This is a genomic window from Ralstonia sp. ASV6, from assembly GCF_016429285.1.
GTDB classification, from domain to species: Bacteria; Pseudomonadota; Gammaproteobacteria; order Burkholderiales; family Burkholderiaceae; genus Ralstonia; species Ralstonia flaminis.
Window position 1 is genome coordinate 1 of sequence record NZ_JAELUI010000157.1, and the last position, 12,170, is coordinate 12,170.

A 12,170-nucleotide genomic window follows, 5' to 3' on the forward strand; every position below is an offset into this window, starting at 1 on the left:
CGCCAGCCCAGTGCCAGCGCGGTTTCGGAGTGTCTCCTATAAACTCGCTTTCAACAATTCAGGTCAACCGATCCACAGCTTGACCGTTTGTGTCGAATCAAACAATCCGGAGAAAACCGATGGCACTTGTGCAAGACTTCAAAAAATTCGCGATGCGCGGCAACGTCATCGACCTGGCAGTCGGTGTAATCATCGGTGCGGCGTTCGGCAAGATCGTCGACTCGCTGGTCAATGATCTGATCATGCCGCTGATCGGCCGCATCATCGGCAAGCTCGATTTCTCGAATCTGTACATCCAGCTTGCGGATGCCCCCGCGGGCGTGCCGCAGACGTTGGCCGACCTGAAGAAGGCGGGTGTGCCGGTCTTCGCCTACGGCAACTTCATTACCGTGGCGGTCAACTTCCTGATCCTGGCGTTTATCGTGTTTCTGATGGTGCGCGCCATCACGCGTGTGACCGAGGCCAACAAGGCACCCGAAGCCGCCCCAGCAACGCCGGAAGACATTGTGCTGCTGCGCGAAATCCGAGACAGCCTGAAGACCAAGGGTTAATCGGCACGCACTGCGTCACACAGGATTCGGAATATCGATGAAGGTGTGACGCAGGCCAAAGCGCTCAGCGAGGTGGTTGCCGAGGGCCTGCACGCCACCGCGCTCGGTGGCGTGATGGCCCGCCCCGATGTAGGCCACACCGGATTCGCGCGCCAAATGCGTGGTCTGCTCGGATGCCTCGCCACTCAGGTAGACGTCCACTCCGGCCGCCACCGCCGCGTCAAACCAGCCCTGCGCGCCACCCGTACACCAACCGACCGTACGCACCGGCCGATCGGCTTCGCCAAGCACCAGTGGGACTCGATTCAGCCGAGCTGCAACAGTTTCGGCAAAAGCCGCTAGCGTGGTCGCTTGAGGCAACACGCCAGTCCAACCCAGCTCATCATCACCGAAGCGCCCCTTGGGCTCGATGCCTAGCAAGGCGCCCAGTTGCGCGTTGTTGCCGAACACTGGGTGCGCATCCAGCGGCAGGTGGTACGCGAAGAGATTCAGGTCGTTCGCAAGAAGCCGCTTCAGACGGGCGTGCTTCTGACTCACGATACGGGCGTCCTCTCCCTTCCAGAAGTAGCCATGATGCACGAGGATGGCATCCGCACGCGCATCGATAGCCGCCTCGATCAACGCCAAACTGGCGGTGACCCCCGTCACAATGTGGGTGACGTCTTCGCGACCCTGCACTTGCAGACCATTCGGGCAATAGTCCCGAAAACGAGCCGCTTGCAACAGGTCGTTCAAGTACAATTCAAGTTCTTTTCGATCCATTTCGACTCAATTTCGCCCTATGTTGCGCCGCTTTTGGCTGTTTTTTGCACAAGCCGTCACGGTCGTGCTGGCCGTCTGGTTTGTGATTGCTACCCTCAAGCCCGAGTGGCTGCAGCGGGGCAAGATGGCTGTGCAGTCCGGCTCGCCCATCGTCGCACTGAAAGAGGTCGCGCCGATCGGCCACGGCGGCACCTCCAGCAACTCCTACGCGGAAGCCGCCAAGGTGGCGATGCCGGCGGTGGTCAACATCTTCAGCAGCAAGAACGCCCCGAAGCGCAACAGCAACCCACAGGCCAGCACAGACCCGTGGTTCCGCTTCTTCTTCGGCGACCGCGCCCCTGAGCAACGCCAGGAGCCGACGGCTAGCCTGGGCTCGGGCGTGATTGTCAGCTCGGAAGGCTACATTCTAACGAACCACCATGTCGTGGACGGCGCTGACGAGATCGAGGTGGCCCTCACCGACGGCCGCAAAGCCAATGCCAAGGTGGTCGGCTCCGATCCGGAAACTGACCTGGCCGTTCTGAAAATCGATCTGCCCAACCTGCCCGCCATTACGCTCGGGCGCCTGGAAAATGTGCGCGTCGGCGATGTGGTGCTCGCCATCGGCAACCCGTTTGGTGTGGGTCAGACGGTCACCATGGGCATCGTTTCGGCGCTGGGCCGCAGCCACCTGGGCATCAACACGTTCGAGAACTTCATCCAGACCGACGCGGCGATCAACCCTGGCAACTCAGGCGGCGCACTGGTCGACGCGGACGGCAACCTGGTCGGCATCAATACCGCCATCTATTCGCGTTCGGGCGGCTCGCTGGGGATCGGCTTTGCAATTCCGGTATCGGTGGCCAAGCAGGTGATGGAATCCATCATCTCGACGGGCGGTGTGGTGCGCGGCTGGATCGGCGTTGAACCACAGGACGTGACACCGGAGATTGCGGAATCATTCAGCCTGTCACGCAAGGATGGCGCACTGATTGCCGCTGTGGTCCAAGGAGGACCAGCCGATAGGGCTGGCCTGCGCCCCGGTGATATCCTCACCAGCGTGAATGGCGAACCGATCTCTGACACGACCGCGCTGCTTAATAGCATTGCTCAACTCAAGCCTGGCGCGGAAGCCAAGGTGGCCGTGTCGCGCAAGGGTAAGGCAGTTGAACTCACAATTGTCGTCGGCAAGCGTCCGGTACCGACACGACGCAACGTACCGATGCCTTCTCAGGATGAAGAAGAGCAGTAAGCAGAGTTCGTAGTGAAAACACGCAAACGGCGGCCAATGTGCCGCCGTTTTCCATTGGTATCGCCGCATGGAGGTGCAGCGTAGCCGGGAAAGTGAACGCCTTCGCTCGGACAACCAGCCCCCGCCCCCCCGTCCCAGAGCACCGCCCCACCCAAGGCGCAGGCGCCCCGCTTCACATCACGCCCCGCGCGATGGCGCTGCTCCATCGCAACTGAAGCATGGCTGCAGGCCAGTCAACTCACGCTTGCGCAGGCAAGACCACACCCCGTACTCGGCCCGCAATCCTCGTGGGTTTCCGTGAGTGGACCCACCCCGCATCCGGTGGCAGAAACCACCAACCATCTTCGTTGCTGCGCCACTCAGGCCAATCTGTCGCAACACGAATCGCCCACACAAAGAAAAACGCCGACCCCTTTCGGGATCGGCGTTTAACCGTTTAATTCGATACGCTCTTACGAGCGCGTCAAATTAGAACTTGTGGCGGATACCAACCACTGCACCCAACTGATTATTGGTGTTGTTCGGACCCGAGAAGATCTGCGAGCCGTTGGTGCCAGAGCTGGAGTTCTGCGTACCCGGACCAGCGATGTCGTTGAAACCAGCAACGCCCAGAGCCGAACCGCTGCTGTTCTTCGCGTAAGCAACGTTGAAGTACGCGTCGGTGCGCTTCGACAGAGCGTAGTCGGTGCCGACCACGAACAGCCACGGGTTACCCGTACCGCTGTTCTTGAACTGTTGGTAGTAAGCCGTACCCGTCAGCGACAGAGCCGGAGTAGCTTGGTAACCCAGGCCAGCCCAGTACAGGTTCGAGCGCAGGTTGCCGCTACCCGTCACAACTGCGTAGTTCGTCTTGTACCAACGGTAGCCAGCGAACAGCTTGGCCGGGCCGAAGGCATACGTACCAGCGATCGTGGCGCGCTGTTCCTTGTTGTCAGCAGCAGCAGCAGCCGTCGAGGTGGTGTTGGACTGATCATAAACCACGCCCAGGCCGAACGGACCAGCAGCGTAGTTAGCGCCCAGGCTCCACTCACGACCGGTCTTGCTCGAGCCAGCAATTTCCTGACCATCACGCATGAACGAGTACAGAGCCGAAACGCTCAGGCCACCAAACGTGCCAATGTACTTCACAGCGTTGTCTGCACGACCCGAGAAATACTGGTCTTGCGAAGCCAGCGAGTAACGCGAGGCGATTGCCATCGGGTCATAGATCAGCGAGAAGTCGTACAGCAGGTTTTGCTGACGACCCAGAGTCAGCTGACCCCACTGGCCTTGCAGACCGACGTAAGCATTACGACCGAACAGTCGGCTATTTTGAGCCGACGCGCCGGTATCCAGGTTGAAGCCGCTTTCCAGGTTGAAGATACCCTTCAGGCCACCGCCCAGGTCTTCAACGCCACGCAGGCCCCAACGCGAACCGGACAGGTTGCCCGATTGCATTGCAACGCGCGAAGCACCCGAAGTACCTGCCGGGTTCGTCGCAGTCGCGCCGACCGGGGCCTTATTCACCCACTCGACACCAGCGTCGACCACGCCGTACAGGGTCACGGAGGATTGTGCATAGGCGCCACCGGCGGCCAGAGCTGCAACAGCAGCTGCAAACAGTTTCATCTTCATATCGACACTTTCCTTGTCAACTGATTGGGAAATCTTGACTGTCCTTATGGACGACGCAGATACCTCACGTCTGTCGGCATTATGGGCCAGCGTTGACAGATTCCGGAAACCCTTTTTGGCTCTGGGAGGCGATTTGCGGCCAAGTTGTTGCTCATGGGCAACACGGCGCAGCCCCCTTTGGATGGGGGGCTGGAGCGGCTTTTTGCGCGATGGCGCGGGGGTTGGCGGGCAATTGTCGGGGCTGGTAACGCCCCATTTTTGTCACCCGGGTGTCGACAGAATTTGTCGTCTTCTCGCCACGCCAACACTAAAAGAGGCTGATGGATCTCTTTTTCTCAGCGACCCAGCGCGGCGCGCCATCTCCTCAGGAAATCGGCACGACGCAGCTGATCTTGATGGGCGAGTAAACCCGGGCCGACTGGAATGGGCCGATGCGTGTTACCCAGTTCGGCGAGCAGACGCTTGGCCGTCAGCCCGGTCTCGACGTCCTGGCGCAGCGAGAAAAGGAATGCGCGGTCGGCCATCACACTCTGGCCGTCGCGCGAGAGCATGAAGTCGAGCCACAGGCGCGCAGCGTTCGGTCGGGCAGCGCGGCGAGCGATGAAGGCGACGCGGGTGGCGACCAGCGTGTAGTCGGTCGGCATCTTGATGGCGAGCGCGGGATTGCGATCGGCGTAGCGGGCGGCGTACGAGCCGATCACGTCGTAGGCGAGCAGGCTCTCGCCTGAGGCCACGCGCTCGAGCATGGCGGCCGTCGTGATGTACAGGTTGACGTTGACGCCACCCAATGCCCGGGCAACATCCCAGAACACGGGGGAGGTGCGCGCATCTTCGGCGGCAAAAAGGAAGGCGGAGCCCGAGTGCTCGATGTCGTATGCGGCAACGCGGCCGCGCAGCAAGTCGCGATGGCCGTTGAGAATGCGGGCGAAATCGGCGTGCGTGGAGGGCACCAGATCGGCGGACAACTGGCGCGCGTTGTAGACGAAGACGACTGGCTCGTAGCTCGTGCCGTAGGCCTCGTTCTTCCAAATGGCCCATGACGGCAGGTACGGCCGCTCGGGTGATGCATATGACAGCGCATGGCCATCGTTGACGAGCTTGAATTGCTCGGGCATCGCCGAGCTCCACACGACGTCGGCGCCGGGCGACTTGGAGGCCAGTTCTGCGAGGAAGCGTCGGTAGATGTCGTCGCTGTTTTGCTCGCGGTAGTCGACGGTGATGCCGGGATAACGTGCCTCGAATGCGCGGATGAGCGGGTGCGCGGCGGCAAAGTCCGTCGTCGAGTAGACCGTGACCCGGCCTTCTTGCCGGGCGGCGTCGATCATCGCGCCGTAGTCGCGCGGGTAATACGAGGGCAATTCGGGCGCGGCGCTCGCCAGCCATTGCGCATGACCCTCAAGCGAAACGGCGCCCCCCGCGGCCAGTAATGCAGCGGTCTGGCACAGCCAGCGGCGACGGGAATTTGGGGTGGACGACATGCAGATCAGCCCGCATCCATGAGGTTGGTGTGATTCGACGGTGTAATCGAGATACAGGCCGCACGCATTATCATGAAAAAGCACACAGAACGATATTGAGAGACACCCGATGCGGATCTTGCTGGTGGAGGATGAGGACGAATTGGCGGCATGGCTGGCGCGCGCGCTGGCGCAAAGCGGCTTCGTGATCGAGCGCGCAGCCGATGGCGTGATTGCTGAGGCCTTCCTCGGCTCCGGAGAATTTGACGCGGTGGTGCTGGACCTGCGCCTGCCGCGCAAGGACGGCTTTGCCGTACTGGCCGACATGCGTGCGCGGGATGACCGGACGCCGGTGTTGATCCTGACGGCGCAGGGTGCGCTGGATGAGCGTGTGCGCGGTCTCAACGCCGGCGCGGATGACTTCCTCACCAAACCGTTCGCACTGTCCGAGCTGGAAGCGCGGCTGATGGCCCTGATCCGGCGTAGCCGTGGCCGGGCCTTCCCGCGCCTGCGCTGCGGGCCGCTGGAGTTCGATACCGGGCGCAAGGCGTTCCTGCTGTCAGGCGAGCCGCTCTCGCTCACGCCGCGCGAGCACGCTGCACTGTCGGCACTGCTGCACAAGACCGGTCAGCCGATCGCCAAGGTGCATCTGTTCGACAAGGTCTTCAATCTGGACAGCGATTCAAGCCCTGACGCCGTGGAGGTGGTCGTGCACCGCCTGCGCAAGAAGCTGGCAGGCACGGGCGTGCAGATTGTCACCGTGCGCGGCCTGGGCTACATGCTCGAAGCCGGCACAAGTGACGCCAGCACCGTCGGCGACAACACCGTCTCATGACGCAACGGCTTGCCCTGCTGCCACGCAGCCTGAAACTCACGCTGCTGTGGCTGCTGCTGCCCGGGTTGATCGGCGTGCTGGCAATCGACATCGTGAGCGCGTACCAGGCGCTGCGCAGCGCCACCGATCGCGCGTACGACCGCGCCCTGCTCGGCTCGGTGCGCGCCATCGAGAACGGCGTGACGATCGAGCGCGGGCAGGTGCAGGTCAACGTGCCGTACGTTGCGCTGTCGATGTTCGAGTCGACCGCGCAGAGCAGCGTCTATTACCGCGTCGCCTTCGAGCCCGCACCGGGCAAGCCTCCGGAGGCCGCGCTCACCGGGTATGACGACCTGCCGCTGCCCGCCACGCGCCTGGAGAACGACACCGAGTTTTTCTACGACGCGCTGTATCACGGTGAGCCGGTGCGCGTGGCCGCCGTCGCCAAGCCGCTGTATCAACCGGGGCTGCCGGCGCGCATCGTGATCCAGGTGGCCGAGACCATCGAGACGCGGCGCGCGCTGCAACAGGCCGTCTGGCGCGGCACCCTGCTGCGCGATGCAGCGCTGGTGGTCGTGAGCGCCGCGCTGCTGTGGCTGGGCGTGACCGTGGCGCTGCGTCCGCTGAATCGCCTGGCGCGCAGCATCGCAGTCCGCGCTTCTGACGACTTGCGGCCGCTCGATGCCGCAGACGTACCCGCCGAGGTGCGCCCGCTGGTGCAAGCGATCAACCACCACATCCAGCGCTACGCAGAACTGGCGGAAGCACAGAGCCAGTTCCTCGCCGATGCATCGCATCAGATGCGCACGCCGCTGGCCGTGCTGCTCACGCAGGCCGAGTACGCGCTGCGCGAGACCGACCCGGTGCGCGTGCGTGAAAGCCTCACGGCGATCATCGCGCGGTTGCAGTCGACCAACCGGCTGACCTCGCAGTTGCTCGCGCTCGCCCGTGCGCGGCACGCAGGGCAGGACGCACCGGCCGAGACGTTCGACCTGGGCGAGCTGGCGCGCGATGTGGTGGTCGACGCCTTGCCGCTGGCGCGCGAAAAGCAGCAGGATCTCGGCTGGGACGATGCAGGGCTCGCTGCAACCCTGTCCGTCACGGGCTACCCCGCCTTCCTGCGTGAGGCGCTGTCCAATCTCGTACACAACGCGATCCGCTACACACCCGCTGGTGGACGCATCACCGTGCGTGCCATTGCCGACGGCGACACCGCGCTCGTCTGCGTGGACGACACCGGCCCCGGCATGAGCGCCGACGAACGCGCGCACGCGTTTCAGCGATTCCGCCGTGCACATGAAGGCGGTGGTCGTGCGGGTAAACCCAAAAGCGCGCCGAAGGATGCACGCTACGCTGCAGAGGGTTCAGGCCTGGGATTGGCGATCGCGCGGGCTTATGCGGGGCGCAGTGGCGGGCAAATCGAGCTGGCCGATGGTGAGCCGAACGGGCATGGCGGCGTGGGCTTGTCAGCGCGGATTCGCGTACCGCTCACGCCATCGACAACGTCTCCTGAGCATGCTGCAACGCAGCAGCTTTAATGAAAGCGTGGCGAAAGCGCGCGACTTCTATACTGCGCCGCACCTGGGGCCATCCGTCCGAGCTACACGCATCAAGCCATAAGTAGCCGGCCCCACGACACCTAAGCAAACAGGAGACAAACCCATGCTTCGTGGCCGCTTTGTGCCCGCGCACGCCGCTCTCGTTTCGATTGCAGCTGCCGCTCTGACCCTCAGCACCGCTGCACTCGCGCAAGTCCCGGCTGGCTACCCCGCCAGCTACGCCGACACCATTGCCGCCGCCAAGAAGGAAGGCAAGGTGGTGGTCTACGCCACGACCGATACCAAGGCCGCCGATCCGCTCATCAAGGATTTCGAGTCGCTCTACCCCGGCGTGAAGGTCGAGTACAACGACATGAACAGCAGCGAGCTGTACAACCGCTTCATCAGCGAGCAGGCCGCCGGCGGCGCCTCGGCCGACATGATGTGGAACTCGTCGATGGACTCGCAGCTCAAGCTCGCGCAGACCTACGCGCTGAAGTACGACTCGCCCGAAGTGCCGCATCTGCCGACGTGGGCCGTCCACAAGGGCCTGGCTTACGGCACGACGTACGAGCCGGCCGTGTTCCTGTACAACAAGCGCCTGATCAAGGATTCGGAAGTACCGCAAACGCACGCCGATTTCGCCAAGCTGGTCAGCAGCCAGCCCGAGCGTTTCAAGAACAAGGTCACGACGTACGACATCGAGAAGTCTGCCGTGGGCTTCATGATGGCCGCGCAGGACAACCTGGATTCGCCGCAGTACTTCGACTTCGTCAAGGCCGTGGGCCCGAACCTGGTGCTGCAGTCGTCCACCGGCACGATGATGGAGCGTGTGGCCTCGGGCGAAAACCTGGTGGCCTACAACATCCTCGGTTCGTACGCGATTGCGCGCGCCAAGAAGGACCCGTCGATCGGCATCGTCTATCCGAAGGACTACACGCTGGTGGTCTCACGCGTGGCGATGATCGCCAAGAAGGCGAAGAACCCGAACGCCGCCAAGCTGTGGCTGGACTACATCCTGTCCAAGCGCGGCCAGGACATCCTCGCCAACAAGTCGGACCTGCACTCGCTGCGTGACGACGTGACGGGCGAAGCCACCGCTGCCGGCCTGAAGAAGATTCTCGGCAACTCGATCAAGCCGATCCCGGTGGACGAGTCGATCCTGACGTTCCTGGAGCCGAAGAAGCGCCTGGACTTCATCAAGCAATGGCGCACCGCCGCCGGCCGTTGATCTGCTGACTAGCGGAATCACGATTCCTCTCATCTGACCGACCTGCCGGCGCCATCCGACTCTGGCGCCGGCCCCTCCTGGAGGCACCATGCGTTCCCTAGCGCAAGACCGTGCCGCCGCTTCGGAAGTCTCCCTCAAGCGCTCGCCCTGGACGCGTGTGGGACAGGCTTTGCCGCGCGGCGTGGTCATCCTGCTTACCGCGCTGGCGATTTTCACGCCGCTGGCGCTGATCTTCTACCAGAGCTTCCTCTCCGCGCCGTTCTTTATGCCGGACGCGCTGGCGGGGCTGGATGCGTATCGCTTCATCTTTACGGATTCGGATTTCTGGCACGCCTTTGAAAAGTCGGCTGCGCTGGCCTTTGGCCTGGCGGCGATTTCGGTGCCGCTGGGCGGCATCCTGGCGTTCCTGATGGTGCGTTCGGACCTGCCCGGCCGCCGCATCCTTGAGCCGATGCTGATGATCCCGGTGTTTGTCTCGCCGATGGTGCTGGCCTTCGGCTACGTGGTCTCGGCTGGCCCCGTGGGCTTCTACACGGTGTGGTTCAAGCACGTGTTTGGTGGTGCGCCGTGGAACGTGTACTCGTTCACCAGCATCATCATCATTGCTGGCCTGACGCACGTGCCGCACGTGTACCTGTATGTCTCGTCGGCACTGCGCAGCCTGGGCTCCGATGTGGAAGAAGCCGCGCGCATCGCCGGTGCATCGCCGCTGTCGGTGGCGCTCAACGTGAGCTTGCCGATGGTGCGCCCCGCCCTGCTGTATGCAGCCGTGCTGGTGACCTTCCTGGGCTTCGAGGTGTTCGGCTTGGTGCTGGTGCTGGGCGATCCGGAAGGCCACCTGGTGCTGGCCACGTATCTGTACAAGCTGACCAACAAGCTCGGCACGCCGGCCTATCACCTGATGGCAGCCGTAGCGGTCTGTCTGGTGATGGTGACCTTCCCGCTGGTGCTGCTGCAGCGCTACATGCTGAAGTCGGCCAACCGCTTCGTCACCGTCAAAGGCAAGGTCACGCGCAGCCGCCCGCTGCCGCTGGGCAAGTGGCGCTGGCCCGCGTGGGCGATCGTCGTGTTCTGGTTCTTCGTCACGGTGGTGGTACCGCTCTCGGGCATCGCGCTGCGCGCCTTCGTGTCGAACTGGGGTGAAGGCGTATCGTTGGTGGAAGCGTTCTCGACCACGGCGTTCCAGCAGATCTTCGAGCAGCCGCAGTTCCTGCGCGCCATGGTTAACACGGTGCTGATCGGCGTGATCGGCGGTGCGATTGCGGTGGCGTGCTACACCTGCATCGGTCTGGCCATGCACCGCAAGCCGGACGGCTGGACGCGTTTCCTCGATTACAGCGTGCTGGTGCCGCGTGCGGTGCCGGGCCTGCTGGCCGGTCTCGCCTTCCTGTGGGTGTTCCTGTTCGTGCCGAACTGGATCGAAACCGGCCTGACCGACAGCGGCCTGCCCTTCGCCAACTGGATCATCGAGAACATCGTGCCGAGCCTGCGCGACCTGCGCAGCACGATCTTCAGCGTGTGGATTGCCTACACGGTGGTGTGGATGGCCTACGGCCTGCGATTAATCTCGGCCGCACTGCTGCAGGTCGGCCCCGAACTGGAAGAAGCGGCACGCTCGGTGGGTGCCACCCGCGCCCGCACGACACGCGATGTGACCGTGCCGCTCACGCGCTACGGCCTGCTTGGCGCGTGGCTGCTGATCTTCCTGATTTTCGAGCGCGAGTACTCGACCGGTGTGTACCTGCTCTCGCCGGGCACCGAGACGATCGGCTCGATGCTTGTCTCTCTGTGGGCGGGCGGCGCCATCGATATCGTCGCCGCGCTGTCCTTCGTCAACATTGTGCTGGTGGCCGTCGGCCTCGGCATTGCACTGCGCTTCGGGGTGAAACTCCATGATTGAACTCACCGTCAACGACCTGCACCTGCAGTACGGCACCAACCCGGTTCTCAAGGGTGTTTCGATGCAGTTGCAGAAGGGCGAGGTTGTCTCGCTGCTGGGCCCGTCGGGTTCGGGCAAGACCACACTGCTGCGCGCCGTCGCCGGCCTGGAACAGGCCAGCCAAGGTACCGTGAAGATCGGCGATCGCGTCATGTTCGACGGCGCCAAGAAGCTCGACGTGCCGGCCGAGGGGCGCAACCTGGGCCTGGTGTTCCAGTCCTACGCGCTGTGGCCGCACAAGACCGTCGCCGAAAACGTCGCCTACCCGCTCAAGCTGCGCAAGACGCCCGCCGCACAGATCAAGGAACGCGTGCAGGCCGTGCTGCAGCAACTGGGCCTCGGCCATCTGGGCGAGCGCTTTCCGAGCCAGCTCTCCGGCGGCCAGCAGCAGCGCGTGGCGATTGCCCGAGCGCTGGTCTACAACCCGCCCGTGATCCTGCTCGACGAGCCGCTCTCCAACCTCGACGCCAAGCTGCGTGAAGAAGCCCGCGCCTTCCTGCGCGAGCTGATCGTGCGCCTGGGCCTCTCGGCGCTGATGGTCACGCACGACCAGAGCGAAGCGATGGCCATGTCCGACCGCATCCTGCTGCTGAACAACGGCGTGATCGAACAGCAAGGTACGCCCGAAGAGATGTACGGCGCGCCACAAACGCTCTTCACCGCCGAGTTCATGGGCAGCAACAACCGCGTCAACGGCAAGATTGCCGAGGTGCGCGACGGCATGGCCCGGCTGGTGGACGAGGCGGGCGGCTGGTCGCTGTGGGGCGTGGCGCGCGGGGATCTGAAGCCGGGTGCGTCGGCCCACGGCGTGATCCGCCTGGAGCAGGTGCGTGTCGGCCAAGACAACGCCGACAACACGATCCACCTGCCACTGGCCACGCGCATGTATTTGGGTGACCGCTGGGAATGCCTGTTCCGCGCCAGCGGTGCGACGGGCACTGGCCTGCGCGCCTACGCCAGCAGCGCTCCGAGCGATGGCCAGTACGCGCTGACCTTCCCACGCGAGCAGTTCTGGTTGTACGCGGCATAAGCG

General features: G+C 63.5%; 10 protein-coding genes. 7 read left to right on the plus strand and 3 right to left on the minus strand.

Going from position 1 to position 12,170, the window contains the following annotated elements; translation table 11 throughout:
* Nucleotides 1–119: 119 nt before the first annotated feature.
* Nucleotides 120–551, plus strand: a complete 432-nt coding sequence (gene mscL, locus JHD73_RS23355; protein WP_199032562.1) for a large conductance mechanosensitive channel protein MscL — start codon at nucleotides 120–122, stop codon at nucleotides 549–551.
* Between the two features lie 15 nt (nucleotides 552–566).
* On the opposite strand, the gene JHD73_RS23360 is transcribed toward mscL, so the two are convergent.
* Nucleotides 567–1,313, minus strand: coding sequence for a Nif3-like dinuclear metal center hexameric protein (locus JHD73_RS23360; RefSeq protein ID WP_199032563.1), 747 nt, complete (start codon nucleotides 1,311–1,313; stop codon nucleotides 567–569).
* Nucleotides 1,314–1,332: 19 nt separating this feature from the next.
* On the opposite strand from JHD73_RS23360, the gene JHD73_RS23365 reads away from it, so the two are divergent.
* Nucleotides 1,333–2,544, plus strand: a complete 1,212-nt coding sequence (locus JHD73_RS23365; RefSeq protein ID WP_199032564.1) for a Do family serine endopeptidase — start codon at nucleotides 1,333–1,335, stop codon at nucleotides 2,542–2,544.
* Nucleotides 2,545–3,012: 468 nt separating this feature from the next.
* On the opposite strand, the gene JHD73_RS23370 is transcribed toward JHD73_RS23365, so the two are convergent.
* Nucleotides 3,013–4,158 carry a porin gene (locus tag JHD73_RS23370; RefSeq protein WP_199032565.1) on the minus strand — a complete coding sequence of 382 codons (1,146 nt, stop codon included), beginning with the start codon at nucleotides 4,156–4,158 and terminating at the stop codon, nucleotides 3,013–3,015.
* A gap of 335 nt (nucleotides 4,159–4,493) precedes the next feature.
* Nucleotides 4,494–5,636 (minus strand): ABC transporter substrate-binding protein, encoded by a 1,143-nt coding sequence (locus tag JHD73_RS23375; RefSeq protein ID WP_199032566.1) that lies wholly within the window; start codon nucleotides 5,634–5,636, stop codon nucleotides 4,494–4,496.
* A 109-nt stretch (nucleotides 5,637–5,745) separates the two neighbouring features.
* Between JHD73_RS23375 and JHD73_RS23380 the strand changes: the two genes are divergently transcribed.
* From JHD73_RS23380 to JHD73_RS23400, 5 genes are all read left to right on the plus strand, one after another.
* On the plus strand, nucleotides 5,746–6,450 hold the full coding sequence (locus tag JHD73_RS23380; protein WP_199032567.1) for a response regulator: 705 nt from the start codon (nucleotides 5,746–5,748) through the stop codon (nucleotides 6,448–6,450).
* Nucleotides 6,447–7,967: a sensor histidine kinase gene (locus tag JHD73_RS23385; RefSeq protein ID WP_199032568.1), complete on the plus strand. Its 1,521-nt coding sequence runs from the start codon at nucleotides 6,447–6,449 to the stop codon at nucleotides 7,965–7,967. Before JHD73_RS23380 ends, JHD73_RS23385 begins: the two co-directional genes overlap by 4 nt.
* 124 nt (nucleotides 7,968–8,091) lie before the next feature.
* Nucleotides 8,092–9,198 carry an ABC transporter substrate-binding protein gene (locus JHD73_RS23390; RefSeq protein WP_199032569.1) on the plus strand — a complete coding sequence of 369 codons (1,107 nt, stop codon included), beginning with the start codon at nucleotides 8,092–8,094 and terminating at the stop codon, nucleotides 9,196–9,198.
* Between the two features lie 88 nt (nucleotides 9,199–9,286).
* Nucleotides 9,287–11,098 (plus strand): iron ABC transporter permease, encoded by a 1,812-nt coding sequence (locus JHD73_RS23395; RefSeq protein WP_199032570.1) that lies wholly within the window; start codon nucleotides 9,287–9,289, stop codon nucleotides 11,096–11,098.
* The gene (locus tag JHD73_RS23400; RefSeq protein WP_199032571.1) at nucleotides 11,091–12,167 is read left to right on the plus strand and encodes an ABC transporter ATP-binding protein; all 1,077 of its coding nucleotides are present in this window, start codon (nucleotides 11,091–11,093) and stop codon (nucleotides 12,165–12,167) included. The genes JHD73_RS23395 and JHD73_RS23400 overlap by 8 nt, the downstream gene beginning before the upstream one ends.
* Nucleotides 12,168–12,170 lie beyond the last annotated feature (3 nt).